The organism is Schaedlerella arabinosiphila (assembly GCF_003885045.1).
GTDB classification, from domain to species: Bacteria; Bacillota; Clostridia; order Lachnospirales; family Lachnospiraceae; genus Schaedlerella; species Schaedlerella arabinosiphila.
The window spans coordinates 1877431-1896628 of the sequence record NZ_RHJS01000002.1; the positions used below are offsets into that span (position 1 = coordinate 1877431).

Annotated in this window: 15 protein-coding genes; 1 reads left to right on the forward strand and 14 read right to left on the reverse strand. The window is 54.3% G+C overall.

Annotated elements, in window-relative coordinates; translation table 11 throughout:
* Nucleotides 1–8 precede the first annotated feature (8 nt).
* The 8 genes from EBB54_RS09275 to EBB54_RS09310 form a co-directional block, all read right to left on the reverse strand.
* Nucleotides 9–2579 (reverse strand): DNA translocase FtsK, encoded by a 2571-nt coding sequence (locus tag EBB54_RS09275; protein WP_125127205.1) that lies wholly within the window; start codon nucleotides 2577–2579, stop codon nucleotides 9–11.
* A gap of 103 nt (nucleotides 2580–2682) precedes the next feature.
* Nucleotides 2683–3375 carry a ClpP family protease gene (locus tag EBB54_RS09280; protein ID WP_004078956.1) on the reverse strand — a complete coding sequence of 231 codons (693 nt, stop codon included), beginning with the start codon at nucleotides 3373–3375 and terminating at the stop codon, nucleotides 2683–2685.
* Between the two features lie 148 nt (nucleotides 3376–3523).
* Nucleotides 3524–4798 carry an O-acetylhomoserine aminocarboxypropyltransferase/cysteine synthase family protein gene (locus tag EBB54_RS09285; RefSeq protein ID WP_125127206.1) on the reverse strand — a complete coding sequence of 425 codons (1275 nt, stop codon included), beginning with the start codon at nucleotides 4796–4798 and terminating at the stop codon, nucleotides 3524–3526.
* A 64-nt stretch (nucleotides 4799–4862) separates the two neighbouring features.
* Nucleotides 4863–5597, reverse strand: a complete 735-nt coding sequence (locus EBB54_RS09290) for a YebC/PmpR family DNA-binding transcriptional regulator (protein WP_125127207.1) — start codon at nucleotides 5595–5597, stop codon at nucleotides 4863–4865.
* 144 nt (nucleotides 5598–5741) lie between these two features.
* Nucleotides 5742–6089 (reverse strand): type II toxin-antitoxin system PemK/MazF family toxin, encoded by a 348-nt coding sequence (locus EBB54_RS09295; RefSeq protein WP_004078949.1) that lies wholly within the window; start codon nucleotides 6087–6089, stop codon nucleotides 5742–5744.
* A gap of 140 nt (nucleotides 6090–6229) precedes the next feature.
* A complete protein-coding gene (gene alr, locus EBB54_RS09300; protein ID WP_125127208.1) occupies nucleotides 6230–7360 on the reverse strand; it encodes an alanine racemase in 1131 nt (376 codons plus the stop codon).
* 50 nt (nucleotides 7361–7410) lie between these two features.
* Complete coding sequence (locus tag EBB54_RS09305; RefSeq protein ID WP_125127209.1) at nucleotides 7411–8940, reverse strand: NAD(P)H-hydrate dehydratase; 1530 nt, start codon at nucleotides 8938–8940, stop codon at nucleotides 7411–7413.
* 169 nt (nucleotides 8941–9109) lie between these two features.
* Nucleotides 9110–9757, reverse strand: coding sequence for a redox-sensing transcriptional repressor Rex (locus EBB54_RS09310; RefSeq protein WP_125127210.1), 648 nt, complete (start codon nucleotides 9755–9757; stop codon nucleotides 9110–9112).
* A gap of 409 nt (nucleotides 9758–10166) precedes the next feature.
* On the opposite strand from EBB54_RS09310, the gene abc-f reads away from it, so the two are divergent.
* Nucleotides 10167–12131: a ribosomal protection-like ABC-F family protein gene (gene abc-f, locus EBB54_RS09315; protein WP_125127211.1), complete on the forward strand. Its 1965-nt coding sequence runs from the start codon at nucleotides 10167–10169 to the stop codon at nucleotides 12129–12131.
* A 92-nt stretch (nucleotides 12132–12223) separates the two neighbouring features.
* Here the strand turns inward: abc-f and EBB54_RS09320 are convergent, their stop codons facing one another.
* The 6 genes from EBB54_RS09320 to deoC all read right to left on the reverse strand — a co-directional run bounded on the left by EBB54_RS09320 (nucleotide 12224) and on the right by deoC (nucleotide 19096).
* Entirely contained in the window at nucleotides 12224–14212 is a 1989-nt protein-coding gene (locus EBB54_RS09320) for a 2-isopropylmalate synthase (protein ID WP_125127212.1), read from the reverse strand.
* A gap of 134 nt (nucleotides 14213–14346) precedes the next feature.
* A complete protein-coding gene (locus EBB54_RS09325; protein WP_408640794.1) occupies nucleotides 14347–15669 on the reverse strand; it encodes a D-alanyl-D-alanine carboxypeptidase family protein in 1323 nt (440 codons plus the stop codon).
* A 276-nt stretch (nucleotides 15670–15945) separates the two neighbouring features.
* Nucleotides 15946–16515: an SMC-Scp complex subunit ScpB gene (scpB, locus tag EBB54_RS09330; RefSeq protein ID WP_044990663.1), complete on the reverse strand. Its 570-nt coding sequence runs from the start codon at nucleotides 16513–16515 to the stop codon at nucleotides 15946–15948.
* A gap of 56 nt (nucleotides 16516–16571) precedes the next feature.
* Nucleotides 16572–17315 (reverse strand): segregation and condensation protein A, encoded by a 744-nt coding sequence (locus EBB54_RS09335; protein WP_004078937.1) that lies wholly within the window; start codon nucleotides 17313–17315, stop codon nucleotides 16572–16574.
* A 191-nt stretch (nucleotides 17316–17506) separates the two neighbouring features.
* Complete coding sequence (locus tag EBB54_RS09340; RefSeq protein ID WP_125127213.1) at nucleotides 17507–18373, reverse strand: metallophosphoesterase; 867 nt, start codon at nucleotides 18371–18373, stop codon at nucleotides 17507–17509.
* A gap of 72 nt (nucleotides 18374–18445) precedes the next feature.
* On the reverse strand, nucleotides 18446–19096 hold the full coding sequence (deoC, locus tag EBB54_RS09345; protein ID WP_125127214.1) for a deoxyribose-phosphate aldolase: 651 nt from the start codon (nucleotides 19094–19096) through the stop codon (nucleotides 18446–18448).
* Nucleotides 19097–19198: the final 102 nt, after the last annotated feature.

Consider the following 19198-nt stretch of genomic DNA (forward strand, 5'->3'; position numbering starts at 1 on the left):
TGTGTCGGTTACTGTAAAAACTCCTCAAACTCCTCCGCCGTCATGATCACCTTCCTTGGCTTGGTTCCCTCTTCCGGCCCTACCACGCCTGCGTCCGCAAGCTGGTCCATGATCCGGGCGGCCCGGTTGAATCCGATTTTGAACATTCTCTGCAGCATTCCGATGGACGCCTTGTCCTTGTCGATGATCAGCTTTCCCGCCTCCGCGAAATACTGGTCCCGGGCGTTTCCGCCGTCTCCTTCTCCGTCGGAGATGGGCGTGCCGCCCTCTCCCCCAATGTCCGCATTCATATGTTCTTCCAGCTCATTGCTGTAATCGGCATTTCCATTGTTCTCAATGAGATAGTCCACCACCTTCTGGACCTCTTTGTCGGATACGAAAGAGCCCTGTACCCGCATGGGCTTGGGAATCCCCGTGGGATAGAACAGCATGTCGCCCTTTCCCAGAAGCTTTTCCGCGCCGGACATGTCGATGATGGTCCTGGAATCCACTCCCGAGGACACCGCAAAGGCGATCCGGGAGGGCATGTTGGCCTTGATCAGTCCGGTGATGACATTGACGGAGGGACGCTGGGTCGCCAGGATCAGATGAATCCCGGCCGCTCTTGCAAGCTGAGCCAGACGGCAGATGGCACCCTCCACATCCTTGGGAGCCACCATCATAAGATCCGCCAGCTCGTCCACGATGATGACGATCTGGGGCATCTTCCCTGGCACATCCTCCCCCTCCAGATGCTCCACTTTTTCATTGAAGCCTTTCAGGTCCCTGACATTGTATTTTGCAAACAGGTCGTACCTCTTCATCATTTCCGCAACCGCCCAGTTCAGCGCGCCGGCCGCCTTCTTCGGGTCGGTGACCACCGGGATCATCAGATGGGGAATGCCGTTGTAGATGCTCAGCTCCACCACCTTGGGATCGACCATGATCAGCTTCACATCCTCCGGGTCCGCCTTGTAGATGATGCTCATAATCATCGTATTGATGCATACGGATTTTCCGGAACCGGTGGAACCCGCTACCAGAAGGTGGGGCATCTTTGCGATATCCGCCACCACCGTTTTTCCGGCAATATCCTTTCCAACCGCAACCGTGATCCTGGATTTGCTCTGCTGAAATTCACCGGACTCCAAAAGATCCCGGAGCATGACTGCCGTATTCTCACTGTTGGGCACTTCGATCCCCACCGCGGCCTTGCCGGGGATGGGGGCCTCGATCCGAAGGTCGGTGACCGCCAGGTTCAGCTTGATATCATCCGCAAGGCCCACGATCTTGCTGACCTTGACGCCCTGCTCCGGCTGCAACTCATACCGGGTGACGGAAGGCCCGCAGCTTGCGTTTGTGACATGCACCTTGACGCCGAAATTCTGCAGCGTCTGCTCCAGCTTCCGGGCGGTGGCCCGAAGCTGCGCGTCCGAGTCGCCCCCGGTCTTCTTTCCCTTTTTCAGCAGATGCAGAGGCGGCACCTGGTATTCCTTAGGCACAGTCTCCTGCTGTTCCCGGATCGTTTGTTCCACGGCCCGGGCTTCTGCTTCCACATCCGATATGGTTTCTTTTTCCGTCTTTTTGGGGCTGCTCTTTTCCGCAGTCTGCCGGACGCTCTCTTTCCTGGCCGGCAGGGGATCAGAGACGGCAGACTTCGGTTCTGCTTCCGGGGATGCGTCCTCCTGATCCCTGTCCTCCTGGGGCTCCGCCCGGCTGATGACCAGTTCCTCAAACGCAGGTTCTATAGAAGCCTGAACCCCGGACTTCTCCTCCCGGGCGGGAATCGTCTCCTCTTCCAGATCCAGGGAAACTGCCGGATCTGGGGAGTGATTGTCCACTGTCAGCTCGTGAACCTCCGGTGATTTCGGCCCGTCAGCCAGGGTGGTGGCAAAGGACACCCCTGACACCTTCTGTCTCCGCCTGGAGCCAGAAGACCTGCGCGGCTTGTCGTCATCCTTCTGCCGCTGCCTTTTCTCCTGCATCCGTTCTTCCCTTCGGATCATGGATGTCTCATGGCGCTGCCTGGCACCCTCGTACACCCTCCGGCTGCCGCTGCCCAAAGGCTTTAGCAGCGACCGCTCCGTGATCAGGATGACGCAGATGATCCCCAGTACGATGAGGACCACATAGCTGCCCACCACCCCGATGGTGGGACACAACAGCTTGACCAGACAGCCTCCCAGAAGGCCGCCGGAATTTTTATCAATGCTTGCCTGCTTATAATAGGCCATAAGACCCATTCCAGGCGTGTAAGGATTCATAATCAGCTCCAGCAGCGCGCAGAGCACCACCAGCAGGATCAGCAGCGCTGCCGCTTTTATGTAAGCGTGGGCATTGCCCCTGTTGGAAACAAGAAATGCCGCTGCCCCGAAGAGCAGAACCGGGATCAGGTAGGCCATCCAGCCGAAGATCCCGAACAGGATTGCCGAGCAGACCTCCCCTGCCAGCCCGCCAAGTCCGAAATTGCTGATCAGCATCAGGATGCATGCAGCCAGCACGCAGAGGATGATGATCTCCTCCTGCAGTGCCGGGCTTCCCTGCGCTTTTTTCGTCCTGTCATTTGTAGATTTTCTTTTTTTGGTTGACTTTGCAGCCATTATACTTCCCCCTTGTATTTTTGAACATACTACAAATCAGTATAGCATTATTTCAAAATACTGTCATCATAAAATTTTTATTTCCGCTTTCACGCATTTATTTTTACTCCATTTTTCGCCTCTCGTCAATCATTTCGTGAAGTTTTTTCATGGCCTGGCTGATTCCGCCCACCTCGTCAATGAGGCCCTCCCGAACCGCATCCTCCCCGTCTAACATGGTGCCTACGTCCTTCACAAGCTGGGTGGGATCAAGCATCAGCTCCTCCAGCCGTTTCTGGCTGATCCGGGAATGCTCGGCGATAAAACCGGTGATCCGATCCTGGGTCTTCTCCATGTTCCGGTAGCTCTGGTAGACCCCGATGAACATGCCGCTGGAACGCACCGGATGCACGATCATAGTCCCGCTGGGCACGATAAAGGAATAATCTGCCGAGACGGCTAAGGGCCCTCCGATGGAATGGCTTCCTCCCAGTACAAGGGAAACCGTGGGCTTGCTTAAGGACGCGATCATCTCCGCAATGGCAAGTCCTGCCTCCACATCCCCTCCCAGGGTATTGAGAAGGATCAGAACGCCTTCCACCTCTTCGCTGTCCTCCGCCTCCGCAAGCCTGGGCAGCAGATGTTCATATTTGGTGGCTTTCGTATTGCCGGATACGGCTTCGTGCCCTTCGATCTCCCCGATGATCGTCATCAGTTGGATTCGGTGCCGGTCCGGGCTCTGATTGAGCTCCAGCGTTCCGGTTTCCTTGATCTCCTCCCGCTTTTCTTCCTTCTTCTCCTGCGTCTGTCCCATCATATTCACAACCTTTCTGCTCTTGTTCAGCAGTAGTATGTGAAAAAACAGGCGGGGCTATACACTATTTTGTTTCTTAATTCACTTTTATGAAAATCCCCTTCACCAAAAATGGTATGGATGTAAATTGTATACATCCATACCATTCAAATCAAAGCAGCGCCTGCCGGACATCCGCAATGATATCATTTATATTTTCAATTCCCACGCTGAAGCGGATCAGATCCGGCTGAACCCCCGCTTCCATAAGCTCCTGCTCGTTCATCTGACGGTGGGTATGGCTTGCCGGATGGAGCACGCAGCTCCTGGCGTCCGCAACATGGGTCACGATGGCAACCAGTTTCAGCTTGTCCATCATCTCTACTGCCGCTGCCCTTCCGCCTTTCAGTCCGAACGTGATCACGCCGCAGCTTCCGCCCGGCATATATTTCTGCGCCAGGTCGTAATATTTGTCGCCCGGCATGGAGGGACAGGATACCCAGGCCACTTTCTCGTGGTTTTTCAGATATTCTGCCACAGCCAGCGCATTTTCACAATGGCGCGCCATCCGCAGGTGCAGTGTTTCCAGCCCTAAGTTCAGAAGGAACGCATTCTGGGGCGACTGGATGGAACCCAGGTCGCGCATGAGCTGGGCGGTGGCTTTGGTGATATACGCCAGCTTTCCGAACTTCTGGGTATACACGATCCCGTGGTAGGTCTCGTCCGGCGTCGTCAGCCCCGGAAACTTCTCCTTGTGCGCTTCCCAGTCAAAATTGCCGCTGTCCACAATGGCTCCGCCTACACAGGATGCATGTCCGTCCATATACTTTGTGGTGGAATGGATGACGATATCCGCACCCCACTCGATGGGACGGCAGTTGATGGGGGTCGCGAAGGTGTTGTCCACAATAAACGGAACTCCGTGCTTATGGGCCGCAGCGGCAAACTTTTCCAGATCAAGGACCACCAGCGCCGGGTTGGCGATGGTCTCCCCGAAGACCGCCTTGGTGTTTTCGCGAAACGCATTGTTCAGCTCTTCCTCTGTGCAGTCCGGGTCCACAAAGGTGGCTTCCACGCCCATCTTCTTAAGGGTATGGGCGTAAAGGTTGTAGGTGCCGCCGTAAAGCGCGGAGGAACAGATGATGTGATCCCCCGCCTGGGCAAGGTTCATGATGGAATAAAAGCTTGCCGCCTGCCCGGAGGATGTCAGCATGGCCGCCGCTCCCCCTTCCAGGTCGCAGATCTTCGCCGCCACGGCATCATTGGTGGGATTCTGGAGACGGGTATAAAAATAGCCGGACTCCTCCAGGTCAAATAACCTTCCCATCTGCTCGCTGCTCGTATACCGGAAGGTGGTGCTCTGGTAGATCGGCAGAACCCTCGGTTCTCCATTTCCCGGCTCATATCCGGACTGGATGCATTTTGTCTCTATCCTGAAGTCAGTCATGTTCAATTCCTCCTGCTGTTTCTCTTCTGTTCCTCTTCTATCTGTCTGGCCCTGTTCCGGCTGATCAGTCTTCATTCCAGTTGTGGTACACATCCTGGACGTCGTCATCTTCCTCTAAAAGGTCCAGGGTCTTCTGGATATTCTTGATATCCTCCGGGCTGGTCAGGTCCACATAGGTCTGGGGGATCATCGTCACCTCCGCCTCGGCCATGGGGATGCCTGCCTCCTCCAGCTTTAAACGCACCTCGCTGAAGTCTGCGGGAGCGGTGAGGATCTCAAAGCTCTCCTCCTCCTCCGAGAAGTCCTCCGCCCCTGCGTCCAATGCCAGCATCATCAGCTCGTCGGCGTCCATCTCACAGTCTTCCTTGGCCACAAAGATCTGTCCCTTCTCGTCAAACATAAAGGACACGCAGCCCGGGGTTCCCACGTTGCCGCTGCCCTTTGTAAAGGCATTTCTCACATTGGAGGCAGTGCGGTTCTTGTTGTCCGTCAGCGTCTTTACGATGATGGCGGTTCCGTTGGGGCCGTACCCTTCATATGTAATGTGCTCGTAGTTGTCCCCTGCGCCCTCGCCGGCCGCCTTTTTGATGTTCCTGTCTATGGTGTCGTTGGGCATGTTGTTGGACTTTGCCTTGGCGATTACGTCCCGAAGCCTGCTGTTGTTGGCCGGATCCGGGCCGCCCCCCTCCTTCACCGCGACTGCCAGCTCACGTCCGATCTTGGTAAAGATCTTCCCCTTCGCAGCGTCGTTTTTTTCTTTTTTATGCTTGATATTTGCAAACTTTGAATGTCCTGACATCTTCTCAAATCTCCTTTATACGTGCTTTGTTTCCAGCCGTTTTTTCTGAACAGTTACAGTGTACCACGGTTTTTTCCATCTGTAAAGTTATAATCCAGGCATTGTCCCGGCCGGATTCCGTGCAGGTTACTGTACCGCCTGTGACTATGTATGCAGTTCCAGGCTGATCCGGATCGCTTCGTTGACCTTGCCCATCAGCCGGCTGTCCACATGGCAGACAAATTCCCGCAGACGCTGTTTGTCGATGGTCCGGATCTGTTCCAGCAGAATCACCGAATTTTTTATGATATGGTATCTCTGGGCGCTGATCTCAATGTGCGTCGGCAGCTTTGCCTTATTCATCCTGGACGTGATCGCCGCACAGATCACCGTCGGGCTGTGCCGGTTGCCTACGTCGTTTTGTATCACCAATACCGGACGGATTCCTCCTTGTTCCGAGCCCACCACCGGGCTTAAATCCGCATAATAAATATCTCCACGTTTGATCGTCAAAATTTCTCACACTCCGAACTTCCTTCTTTTCCGATTCTTTGTACTTACATCGAATGGTACTTAAAGTATTCCCAGGTTTCGGGGAAATATTCACAGATCTGTCCGGTATCTTCAAAAAGCGCGGGCCCGGGCGTCCTTTGTCAGCGGCTGTATACCCTTGGAATCCGTTTCCCCAGGCAGCAGACGAACTCATAGGGGAACCGTCCGCTCAGGCCGGCCAGCTCCTCCACCGTGATCCGCTCCTCCCCGTCCGGCCCGATCAGCGTGACCCGGTCCATAAACGCGGCTTCCGGGATATGGGTCACATCCACCATAAACTGATCCATGCAGATCCGCCCCAGGATTTTTGCGCGCTTCCCGCGGATCAGCACTTCCCCCCTGCCGGAGAGGGACCTTGGATAGCCGTCCCCGTACCCTACGGGAATCGTGGCCACGCGCATCTTCCGGTCCGAGACAAAGGTCCCCCCGTAGCTGATGGGCGTCCCAGCTTCCACATCCTTGACATAGGAAATGTGGCTGACCAGTTCCAGGGCCGGCCTAAGGGGTACTGCGTCTTTGTCCACCTCGTCCGACGGATATATGCCGTACATCGCGATCCCCGCCCGGACAAGGTCCTGCTTAAATTCGGGATACCCGATGATCCCCGCGCTGTTTTCACAGCTCAGACAGGGAATCCGTATATTCCGGCGTTCCAGCGCTTCCTGCATCTGCAAAAATCTCCGGTACTGCTCCCTTGTAAATGCCTGGTCGGCTTCATCCGCCTTTGCAAAATGGGTGAACATCCCTTCCAGACAGACGCCCTCAAGGGCGGCCATCTCTGCAACAGCCTCTGCGCTTTCCTCCGATACCGGAAAACCGATCCTGCCCATGCCGGTGTCGATCTTGATATGGAAATACGCTGTTTTGTTAAGCCTGGCTGCGGTCTGGGACATACCCTGCGCCATCTCCGGGGTATAGACGGCGGCGCGGATCTCGTGGGTGATCATCTCCTCATACTGGTCCGGAAACACGCATCCCAGGACCAGGATCGGTTTTTTTATGCCCGCCTCCCTCAAAGACAATGCTTCCTCCAAAGCGGCCACCGCATACCCCCATACATATTCTGTCTGTTCAAACATCTGCGCGATGGGAACCGCCCCGTGCCCGTAGCCGTCCGTCTTGACCACGGCAGCCATCTGCGCGCCGCCGCCGATCCTGTGCTTCATCTGTTTCATATTATATGCAATGGCATGCAAATCTATTTTTGCATAAACCCGATTGTGCTGATTCACTGTTTTCTTTCCTCCGCCATCCCGATTTTCTCTGTTTTTAAAGGCTGTTTTTAAAGATTCCTTTTCTGCCTGGAAATTTTGATGTTCTGCTCTTCCGCCTCTTTCAGGCATTCCCCGACCCCGCAGATCAGATCCTCAGCCAGCATCGAATAGCTTCCCAGCTTCTTTCTGGCCGCGTCTCCGCCGCAGGCGTGGAGATAGACTCCCAGAACCGCGCTCTCGTATACTCCAAGGCCGCCTGCCATCAATCCTGTGATGACCCCGGAGAGCACATCCCCGGAGCCCCCTTTCGCCATCCCGTGATTGCCCGCCGTATTGACAAAATCCGGCTTCTTGTGCCGTGCCACGATGGTGCGGGAATCCTTCAGGGCGCAGATTACCGGATACTGTTCTGTAAACTCGTGAAGCCGGCTCATACGGCTTTCCTGCAGTTCCGCCACGGAACATCCTAAAAGCCCGGACATCTCCTTCATATGGGGGGTCAGGATGAGGGGCGCGAGGCTCTCCGACAGAAGCCGGGTATGGCAGGCCAGCAGGTTGATGCCGTCCGCGTCCACCAGGCAGGGCACCCGGCTTCCTCTCAGGGTCCCTTTCAGCAGACTCTCCGAAGTACCATCCTGCCCCAGGCCGCAGCCGATGCACACCACATCCGCCCATTGGAGCAGCGACAAAAGCTGCTCCCCGTCATACCGTTCGTAGGAGGTCACGATTGCCTCCGGCAACAACTGCTGCAGCACGGCCCGGTTGGATTCTTCGGTGTAGATCCGCACCAGCCCGGCGCCGCATGTGTAGGCTGCCCTGGCGCTTAAGTAGGCCGCCCCGGCCATCCCCCGGCTTCCGGTGATCATCAGCACCTTGCCGTACGTCCCCTTGTGGGAATCGGCCCTCCGCACCGGAAGCCGTGCCGGCAGGTCGCTTTTTTCCAGCGTATAGGCAATATCTGCCCTCCCTTCAAAAAAGGACGTATCAATCCCGATGTCCGCGGTGATGACCTTCCCTGCATAATCCCTGCCTGGAAACAGGACCGTCCCCAGCTTTTCACACTGGAAGGCCACGGTCAGATCCGCCCGGAAGGCGCACCCCAGCACTGCCCCTGAAGCCGCGCAGATTCCCGACGGAATGTCCACCGACACTTTTTGGCAGGGCATGGCGTTGAGCTTCTCTAAAAGCTCTGCGTAAACGCCTCCCACCTCCCGGCTCAGCCCCACTCCGAACAGGGCGTCCACCACCGCCGTATACTCCCCTTTCGGCAGTTCCCGATATATGGAGATCCCTAAGTTTTCACAGATCTGCTTCTGAATCCGGCACTCCTCTGTGAGGGAGGCTTCCCGCCCCGCAAAGACAACGTCCACCTGGGCTTTCTTCCCTGCCAGCAGCCTTGCGACGGCAAACCCGTCCCCGCCGTTATTTCCCGAGCCGCAGGCCACCAGCACCCGGGAGCAGTCGATCTCTTCCCGCTCCATGGCCTCCAGGGTGCTCCATGCCGCGTGTTCCATCAAAACCACGGATGGAATCCCGATCTCCCGAATCGTATGTGCATCCGCTTTTTGCATCCATGTTCCGTCTGGTAAATAGCGCATCTTCTTCTCTCCTCCCGGTAAATGTCTCTTTGTCTGACGCCCAAGGCGCTTCTTTTCAATAATCTCTCATAAACGAATCCCTCATAAACGCAAGATACCCTGCAGCCGCTCCTGCAGGATATCTTGTACACCATTATATGCAGATAAGCGATCGGCGGCAGGACAGCTCCTACGATTCGCCATGTTCCTTCCGATAGCTGGTGATGTTGTAGGACAGCCGCATCAGGCTGTCGGAAAGATGGACGCTTTCCACGATCACGTCCTCCGGCAGGTTCAGATCCGTATGCGCAAAATTCCAGATTGCCTTGATCCCGCATTTTACCAGGATCTCGGAAACCCTGAGCACTTCGGTCTTGGGAATCGTAAGGGCCGCGATCTCGATGGGATTCTCTTTTAAGAACGCTTCCAGCTCATCCAGCATACGGATGGGGATGCCCCGTACCTCCCTGCCGTCCAGCCTGGGATTCACGTCAAAAAGCCCCTTCACCAGAAAACCGTTCTTTTCGAAGGAAGCATAATTGGCCAATGCCTGCCCCAGATTCCCCATGCCGATGATGATCATGCTGTGGCTCTGGTTCAGACCCAGTATCTTACCGATCTCCGTTCGGAGATATTTGACATTATATCCATAGCCCTGCTGTCCGAATCCCCCGAAATTATTCAGATCCTGCCGGATCTGGGATGCCGTCACCCGCATCTTCCGGCTCAGGTCATTGGATGAGATCCGTTCCACCCCTGCGTTTGTCAACTCGCCCAAATACCGATAATATCTTGGCAGCCTGCTGATCACCGCTTTTGATATTTCTTTTTCTTCCACTTTCAATCTACCTCCAAACAAATTATATTTATTATATAGAATTGTCTGCTCAAAGTCAAATTTTTTTCTTTGTTGCCCATACGGGCCGATTGTAGTATAATTGTTACTGTTCACACGGTGTCGTGCACTTGCTGCACGGCATCCGGCCAATTCAGTGATGGGGCGGGCATCCAGCCCGTCTACACTCCGTTCCGGTCCGTCCTAAACAAGCGTCGCTGGCGCTTAGGACCGCCGTCAGGCGACTTTTCAATGGGCTGGATGCGTTACAGTTCGCGGCCGGTTGGGCCGTGAACTGTAACGTATAATTAGTTACCGGCTGCGCCCGATCAGGGCGCGGCCTGCGGCTATCATTACGAATACGCACCCAAACCGGGGCGCGTCAAAAGGCTGAGCAGTAAGGAGGGTTTTCATGATACTTGCATGTCATAATCTGAATAAATCATTTGGGGAGCGGGTCATCGTCAAGGATGGCTCTTTCCACATAGAGGAACGCGAAAAAGCCGCTTTTGTCGGAGTCAACGGGGCCGGGAAGTCCACGGTCCTTAAGATGATCACAGGGGAAGAACCCACAGACAGCGGCAATATTATTCTCACAAAGGGGAAGCAGATCGGATATCTGGCCCAGCAGCAGAATCCCCAAAGCGGCAGGACCATTTACGAGGAGCTCAAAACCGCAAAGGCTGACATCATCCTGCTGGAACAGCAGATCCGTTCCATTGAGCAGGAATTGAAGTCGCTTTCCGGGGAAGCGCTGGAGACGCGGCTGGAGACTTACAACCGCCTTATGTCCGAATTTGAATCCAAAAACGGCTACGCCTACGAGAGCGAGATCACAGGCGTGCTCAAAGGGCTGGGATTTCAGGAGGAGGACTTCGAAAAGCCTGCCGATACCCTGTCCGGTGGACAGAAAACCCGGGTCTCTCTGGGAAAGCTGCTTCTGACAAACCCGGATATCCTGCTTCTGGACGAGCCCACCAACCACCTGGATTTGAACTCCATCTCCTGGCTGGAGACGTATCTTCTGAACTATCCGGGAGCCGTGTTCATCGTCTCCCATGACCGTTTCTTTCTGAACCGGGTGGTGACCAAGGTGGTGGAGATCGAACACGGGAATATCCGCATGTACAGCGGCAATTACAAGGCTTATTCCGACAAGAAGAAGCAGATCCGGGACGCCCGGATGAAGGAATATCTGAACCAGCAGAGAGAGATCAGCCACCAGGAGGCGGTCATTGAAAAGCTCCGCTCCTTCAACCGGGAAAAGTCCATCAAGCGGGCCGAGAGCCGGGAAAAAATGCTGAATAAAATGACGCTGGTGGAAAAGCCTTTAAGCGACACGGATGAGATCCATTTTTCCCTGGAGCCCGCCTGCGTCAGCGGAAACGATGTGCTGGCCGTAGAGGGGCTCTCCAAGCAGTACGACGGGCAGGTCTTATTTTCCGACGCGGAATTTGAGATCAGGCGCGGGGAGCACGTGGCGGTCATCGGCAGCAACGGAACCGGCAAGACCACCCTGCTCAAAATCCTCAACGGCCTAGCCGATGCCGACAGCGGTTCCTTTTCCCTGGGCGCCAAGGTACAGATCGGGTATTACGACCAGGAGCACCATGTACTCCACGACCGGAAGACCATTTTCGAAGAGATCTCGGACGATTATCCGGCCCTCAACCATACCAAAATCCGCAGCACCCTGGCCGCTTTTCAGTTTACCGGGGACGATGTGTTCAAGCTGGTGGGGGATCTAAGCGGCGGTGAAAAGGGACGGGTTTCCCTGGCGAAGCTGATGCTCTCAGAGGCCAATTTCCTGATTCTGGACGAGCCCACCAACCATCTGGATATCACCTCCAAGGAGATTTTAGAGCAGGCGCTGAACGATTATACCGGAACCGTGCTGTATGTGTCCCACGACCGTTATTTCATCAATCAGACCGCCGGACGTATCCTGGAGCTGGCCAACCAGACCTTTGTCAACTACATCGGCAATTACGACTACTATCTGGAGAAAAAAGAAGGGCTGCCCCCTGCCGGAACAGCGGACGCAAAAGGGGCGTCAAAAGGCTCCTACTTCCACGCCCAGAAGGCCGGCCCGGCAGAATCCGAAGCCGCCGCGCTTTCCCAGGCTTCCGCGTCAAAGCAGAGCTGGCTGGAGCAAAAGGAAGTCCAGGCCCGGGAACGGAAACGAAAAAATGAACTTAGAAAGACAGAAGAACAGATTTCCCTTCTGGAAAAACGCTGCCAGGAGATCGACGAGCTCATGACCCATGAGGACGTCTACTCCAACTCCGTAAAGTGCCAGGAGCTTGCAGAGGAAAAGGCCCTGCATTCCGCCAGGCTGGAGGAGCTCTACGACCTCTGGGCCGAGCTGGAAGACTGATCCGACTTCCTGCATACAATCGTATCAAATACAATATGTCAAAAAAACACGGATCTGCCCGCGTCCTGCCGGCAGATCCGTATTTTTTTTGCTTACTTCCTGTTCCGGAACTGTACCGGCGTCAGGTCATACATTTTCTTAAAGATCCGGTTGAAATGCTCTACATTCTGATATCCTACAGACTCCGCGATGCTCTCCACCGTCGCATTGCTGCTCTTGAGCATGGCGCGCGCTTTTTTCATCCGTACCTTTTTCAGGATATCCCCGAAGGTCTCCCCGGATTTTTCCTTGATGTACTTGGAGAGATAAGGCTTGGAAAGGAAAAACTCTTCCGAAAGGTCATCCAGCGTCACGGTCTTATAGTTTGCATAGATGTAATTGGTGATCTGCAGCAGCCGTTCGTCCTTGCTCTCCTCGTTGTTTCTGATCTCTTCGATCTTGTTGACCGCCACCTCCAAAGCCGCGATGGAGGCTTTGATGATATCGGGGTCGATTCCCACGCCCCAGTATTTTTTCTTATTGCAGATGATCCCCACATAGGCAACCGCCTTGGAGGAGGAACCTTTGGTCAGGGAATGCTCCTCGTAGACGGACAGCTCATAGCTGATGTCAAAATAATGCTTGATGGCGTTGCTCACCGCGTCCAGGCGGCCGTTGCCCACTCCGGTGATGACTTGCTGCCTGCCCCCGTGAAGGATGGTGGCGGTGGCCACGATGCCGTCCTCCTGTTTGAAATGGCATTCATCCAGGGTAAACAGACTCTTCGCGTTGATGTAGTGGTCCTCAAATATATGGTAGATCCATTCCGGAGACAGCTCCTTATGGGCTTTGTCGGAAACGTCCTTCACCAGATATCCCACTTCCTCCCGCATCTTCTGGGGCAGGCTGATGCCGAAGTTCTGCTTCAGGATGTAATTTACGCCGCCCTTGCCGGACTGGCTGTTGATCCGAATTACGTCCGAATCGTACCTTCTTCCCACATCCTTCGGGTCAATAGGAAGATAGGGAACGCACCACTGCTGTGTATGTCCGTCCTCCCTCCAGGACATTCCCTTTGCGATGGCGTCCTGATGGGATCCGGAAAAGGCGGTGAATACCAGCTCGCCTGCATAAGGCTGGCGGGGGGATACCTGCATTCTTGTGAGCCGCTCATAGACTTCACTGATCTCGCTCATATTGGAGAAATCCAGTCCCGGATCTACCCCGTGGGAAAACATGTTCATGGCCAGCGTGATGATGTCTACGTTTCCGGTCCGCTCCCCGTTTCCAAACAGGGTGCCCTCGATCCGGTCCGCCCCTGCCAGGATGCCCAGCTCCGCCGTTGCCACGCCGGTTCCCCTGTCGTTGTGGGGATGAAGGCTGATGATCGTGTTTTCACGGTATTTCATGAATTTGTGGAAATATTCCACCTGGCTGGCAAACACATGGGGAATGGCGTTTTCCACGGTTGCCGGAAGGTTGATGATGGCCTTGTTTTCCGAGGTGGGCTGCCATATGTCCAGCACCGCGTTGCAGACCTCCATAGCATATTCCATCTCCGTGCCGGAAAAGCTTTCCGGGCTGTATTCGAAGGTAAAATTGCCTTCCGTCTCCTGGGCCAGCTCCTTCAAAAGCTTCGCCCCGTCAATGGCGATCTGCTTCACCTGCTCCCGATCTTTGCGGAACACCTGCTCCCGCTGTGCTACGGAGGTGGAATTGTATACATGTATCACTGCATGCGGAGCGCCTTTCACTGCCTCAAACGTCCGCTTGATGATGTGCTCCCTGGCCTGTGTCAGCACCTGGACCGTCACATCCTCAGGGATCATATCCCGCTCGATCAGGGTGCGCATAAACTGGTATTCCGTCTCCGATGCCGCCGGAAATCCCACCTCGATCTCCTTGAACCCTACGTCTACAAGCATCTGGAAAAATTCCACCTTCTCATCCAGACTCATGGGCTCGATCAGCGCCTGGTTTCCGTCCCGCAGATCCACGCTGCACCAGGTGGGCGGATGGTCGATATAATCCTTCTTCACCCAGTCATAGCAGTCAACCGGCGGCATAAAATATGCTCTTGCGTATTTCTCAAAATTGTTCATCTTCACATCTCCTTATATTTTATCAATGTAATTGTTCTTTTTTATCTTTGCTTATACTAACACATCTATCCCTTAGAATCCAGTGACGTTTTTAATCATTTTTATTGATATATTTTAACATATCATTTGATTTATCAAATCCTGAGGAAAAAAATCTCCGCCATTTTTTCCAGGCACCATCTGTAATCACGCACCTCCACGGTCTCATCGGCGATGATATCCTGGGTGTACAGCACTTCCTCCCCCAGCATGTAAGACACCGTTCCCACCGTGTCCCCTTTTAAAACCGGCGCCTCCAGGCTTTCTGCTGTTTCTGCCTTCACCGAAATTTCCGCGTCGTCCCGGAGCAGGATTTTTTTCCCGGCCCCTTCCGGATTTCCTCCGTTTTCCTTGTTTTCCTCCATTCCTTCCGGATTTCCCTCATTTTCCTCCGTTCCTTCCGGATTTCCTATGTTTTCCTCCGTTTCCTGCCGGCCGGGATCTACGCAGGTATGTACCGAAGCCGCCCCGTTAAAGCGGTTTCCGTCCGGAATGCCGCCCAGGACAGGCACTGTGCCTGTATCCACCTCCCGGCAGACATCCTGATAATGGAAGGAATCAATCCCGTAGGACATCAGCTTTTTGGTATCCGACCACTTATAGCCTTTGTTGTTGGGCCAGCCGCAGGCCAGCAGGCTCACCACATAGGTGCGGTCATCCCTTTTCAGCGCCCCCACGTAGCAATAGCCCGCTTCCCCGGTAAATCCGGTCTTGCCGGAGAGGGCCCCCTCCATCATTTTCAGAAACGCGTTGTGGTTGACGCAGGAAAAGCTGCGGCCTCCGTCCGCACTGGTAAACGTATAGCTTTCCGTCCGGGTGATTTCCAGAAATGCATTTCTTTGCGGCGAGTCCATGATACAGTATTTCATGATCCTGGCCAGATCCTCCGCCGTGGTGCGGTGGGCCCCCTCCTCATCTGCGGCGTCCAGCCCGTTGGGCGTGACAAAATGCGTCTGGGTGCATCCGGCCTGTCTTGCCTTTTCATTCATCATATCCGCGAACCCTTCCACACTGGTCCCGATATGCTCGGCAATGATCACCGCCGCGTCGTTGTGGGATTCCAGCATCAGGGAATAGAGCAGATCCCGGAGCCGGAACTGCTCCCCTTCCCGGACGCCTAAATGGACCTCCGGCTGGGACGCAGCCTTTGCGCTGGCAGTCACCGTATCGTCCAGATTGCCGTTTTCCAGGGCAAGAATGCAGGTCATGATCTTGGTGGTGCTGGCCATGGCCCGTTCCTCCCGGCCGTTTTTCGCAAACAAAATACGCCCGCTGTCCGCATCCATCAACACAGCCGACTGGGCGTATAAGCCTTCCGGTTCCCTGATCTCGTTGTCCGGTTCTGCATGTACCTCTGCACCCATGCCGCTCCATGTTCCAGCGCAAAATACAAGGCATAATCCGTATGTTCTGACCATATTCCGGAAGTTATTCACATTCTTCCCTGTTTTATCCACACTCTTCTTCTCTTTATCCACACTGCTTTCTCTTTTATCCACATGTTTTCCGCACGCAGCAAAAGTTTTTCTACATACTTTCAGAAATTTTCCACATACCTCTGAGAGTTTTCCACATTTCCCATCCATTTTCATCCTGTACAAAGCTCCGCGATACACACTTTTATCCTATATGTATGTACTGCTTTCTGTTCTTAGAACCGGTATCAGGACATGGATTCCATGATAAAGTCTTGGTCAGATGTCCAACTGAAGCTGCGCCTCGTCTTCCGCTTCTTCCTTAAAGTGGGCAATCTGTTCTTCATCCAGGGTGGGCAGCTCATCCAGCGACTGAAGGCCGAAACGCCGGAAAAATTCCTGGGTCGTCCCAAACTGCAGGGGACGTCCCGGGGCGTCCAATCTTCCCACTTCCTCGATCAGCCCATACTCGATCAGCTTATTCACCGCATGGTCTGTCTTGACCCCGCGGATCTTTTCGATCTCCAGCCTGGTCACCGGCTGCTTGTATGCCACGATAGAGAGTGCTTCCAGCATCACATCGGTGAGGACGTACCGCTTCGGCTGCTTTGCAATCCGGATCAGATATTCATAGGCTTCTTTTTTGGTGCACATCTGAAAGGAATCATCCATCTCCAGAATCCGGATGCCCCTGTCCTCCTTGTTATATCGGTCCATCATGTTGTGAATGAGCTTCCTGGTCGTATTCTCATCATGCTCGATGGCAGACGCGATTCTGCCCAGCTCCACAGATTCCCCCATGGTAAATAAGATCGCCTCTATGATTCCCTGCATCTTTTTTATTTCCATCGGCTCCAATTGTTCCTTTCCGTCTTCCATGATCATCCACCCGCCCTTGCCGTATATTATAATGATGATTCAATGAGGATTTCTCCAAATGTATTTTCCTGTATCGCCCGGATCGTTCCTGTCTTCATCAATTCCAGAATGGCGAGAAACGTCACGACCAGGTGCATGGTGCTCTTCTGCCCCTCAAGAAGCTGCCGGAAACTGAATTTCCGGTGGGCTTTCGCATAGCCTTCCACAAAGGCAATCTTGGATGGAAGGGGCACCTCCTCTTTTTCGATTCGGCCGAACTTGCTTCGAACCGGGTCGATCTTGTTATTCTGCCGTTTCATCACGTCCCGGAAAATCCTGCTCAGCCTGGAAATTGTCACATCGGCCAGCAGCTCGTCCAGATCCACCGGCTCCTCGTACTCCCGGACCTCCTCAGGAATGGTGGGCTTTTTGAACAAGACCAGATCCGCGTCCAACTGCCTGTCCTTTAACTCAAACGCGATGTACTTGTACATCTTATATTGAAGAAGCTGTTCCACCAGCTCCTGTCTCGGATCTTCCTCTTCGCCCTCTTCATTGACCTCCTTGGGAAGGAGCATACGGCATTTGATGTCCAGCAGCGTGGCCGCCATGACAAGAAATTCACTCATTACATTCAGGTCTGCCCGCTGCATCTGCCGGATATAGTCCATATACTGGTTCGTGATCTCCACGATCGGTATATCATAGATGTCTATTTTATTTTTATCAATCAAATGCAGGAGCAGATCCAGCGGCCCCTCAAATACTTCCAGTTTTACAGGTATCCCCATGTCATTCCCCTTTTTTCATCATCCAGTCCGTTTTTTGGGCGGTTGTATGCGCTTTTTTGCCGGATTGCAGCCGTTCTTCTATGCGGACATGCCAGGCACTGCCACTTGTTTACCGGGCTGCAGCCCGTTCTTCTATGCGGACATGCCAGGCATTGCCGTTTTTTTCCGGGCTGCAGCCGTCCCTTCCTGCGCTATAGATGGATCACCACAACCTCTGCCGGGTTGAACACGCGCAGGTTCACGGTGTGGGTTCCCAGTCCCTTGCTGACCACCACCGCCGTATCGCCTTCCACGGTCATCTCCCCGGAATATTTCGGAAACAGGGACGCCTGGGGGGTCACAACTCCTCTCCATCCCGGAATCCGCATAACGCCGCCGTGCAGATGCCCGCACAGCACCAGATCCGCGCCCCACTCCTTATATGCGGCAACGTATCCCGGATTATGGGCGAGCAGAATCTGATAGCAGGTCCCATCAGAGGGCCCCGCCAGCTTTTCAATCTTCCCGGCTGTGACAGGCGTATGTTTTTTTTCATAAGAACCCAGCGGCAGCGCCAGGCCGGTGATCCTCAGTTCCCGGCCGGACAGCGAAACATGGGCAGATTCATTTTCCAGAAAATGCACACCTGCCGCCGTCAGTTCCTTCCTATAATAATGCATCACGTCTCCGTATTTTTCCACGCAGTTCTTCAGCCGCTGCTCATGGTTGCCCAAAGCATAATACACCGGGGCGATCTCCGGAAGCCGTCGGATCAGCTCCAGCGCATGGGCGGGAGAAGTATTCTTTTTTCCGATCAGCATATCCCCGCCGATCAAAATCAGCCCAGGCTCCTGCTTTCGGATCTCTTCAAGCAAAATGTCATTCCGGCTGCCGTAGACCTGGTTGTGCAGATCGCTCAAAAAAACGATTCTCCGTTCTGCAGGACTGCCGGGGTTCTTTTCGGAAGCTCCCGGCGTGTAATGGGTGACCCGGAACCTGCGGCATTCCCGCATCCCCTCTCCCAAAACCAGGAACAGCATCCCAACGCTTGACAGGGTCAACTTTTTCCACCAATTCATAGGATTCCTCATTTACATACTTTTTCGTCTCTGCCGCCAAAGCCGTACAGGCGGCAGATTTTCCGAAACGCCTTACTCCTGCGCCTTTACGATGGCCGCCCCGGAGCTTGTACCCAGCCGGTTGGCCCCGGCTTCCACCATCGCCTTGGCGTCCTCCAGACTCCGAATGCCGCCGGATGCCTTCACGCCCATCTCCGGGCCTACCGTCCTGCGCATCAGCGCCACATCCTCAGCCGTAGCCCCGCCTTTGGAAAATCCGGTGGAGGTTTTCACAAAATCCGCCCCGCATTCCCGGCAGACCCGGCAGGCTTGGGTCTTCTCCTGCTCTGTCAGCAGGCAGGTCTCCAGGATTACCTTCACGGCAGCCTTTCCCCTTGCCGCCTCCACAACCGAAGAGATATCCTGCTTTACATACTCCCAGTCTCCGCTTTTGATCATCCCCACATGGATCACCATATCCAGCTCCGAAGCCCCGTCTGCCATGGCCTGCTCTGCTTCCGCCACTTTGCCGGCCGTGGACATGGCGCCCAGCGGAAAGCCGATCACCGTGCAGACCTTGATATGGCTGTCCTTTAAAAGCTGTGCGCAGTAATAGACAAAGCTGGAATTTACACAGACCGAATGGAATCCATATTCCATCGCTTCACCGCACAACTGCTTCACTTGTTCCTTCGTAGCCTGGGGGGCCAGTATCGTATGATCGATCAATGCCGCATAGTCCATCTTTTTTCCTCCGCACTTCATCGTTTTATCCGGATTGTATACAAGTATACTCCGTCCGTTCCTATCAGAATCTAATATATCCTACCATTTTTTTACCATAAA

What these genes read in the sequence shown, in the direction of transcription:
- EBB54_RS09275 (WP_125127205.1), bottom strand. Translation starts at nt 2,579, where the DNA reads ATGGCTGCAAAGTCAACCAAAAAAAGAAAATCTACAAATGACAGGACG.
- EBB54_RS09280 (WP_004078956.1), bottom strand. Translation starts at nt 3,375, where the DNA reads ATGATGGGACAGACGCAGGAGAAGAAGGAAGAAAAGCGGGAGGAGATC.
- EBB54_RS09285 (WP_125127206.1), bottom strand. Translation starts at nt 4,798, where the DNA reads ATGACTGACTTCAGGATAGAGACAAAATGCATCCAGTCCGGATATGAG.
- EBB54_RS09290 (WP_125127207.1), bottom strand. Translation starts at nt 5,597, where the DNA reads ATGTCAGGACATTCAAAGTTTGCAAATATCAAGCATAAAAAAGAAAAA.
- EBB54_RS09305 (WP_125127209.1), bottom strand. Translation starts at nt 8,940, where the DNA reads ATGCGCTATTTACCAGACGGAACATGGATGCAAAAAGCGGATGCACAT.
- abc-f (WP_125127211.1), top strand. Translation starts at nt 10,167, where the DNA reads ATGATACTTGCATGTCATAATCTGAATAAATCATTTGGGGAGCGGGTC.
- EBB54_RS09320 (WP_125127212.1), bottom strand. Translation starts at nt 14,212, where the DNA reads ATGAACAATTTTGAGAAATACGCAAGAGCATATTTTATGCCGCCGGTT.
- EBB54_RS09325 (WP_408640794.1), bottom strand. Translation starts at nt 15,669, where the DNA reads ATGGTCAGAACATACGGATTATGCCTTGTATTTTGCGCTGGAACATGG.
- scpB (WP_044990663.1), bottom strand. Translation starts at nt 16,515, where the DNA reads ATGGAAATAAAAAAGATGCAGGGAATCATAGAGGCGATCTTATTTACC.
- EBB54_RS09335 (WP_004078937.1), bottom strand. Translation starts at nt 17,315, where the DNA reads ATGGGGATACCTGTAAAACTGGAAGTATTTGAGGGGCCGCTGGATCTG.
- EBB54_RS09340 (WP_125127213.1), bottom strand. Translation starts at nt 18,373, where the DNA reads ATGAATTGGTGGAAAAAGTTGACCCTGTCAAGCGTTGGGATGCTGTTC.
- deoC (WP_125127214.1), bottom strand. Translation starts at nt 19,096, where the DNA reads ATGGACTATGCGGCATTGATCGATCATACGATACTGGCCCCCCAGGCT.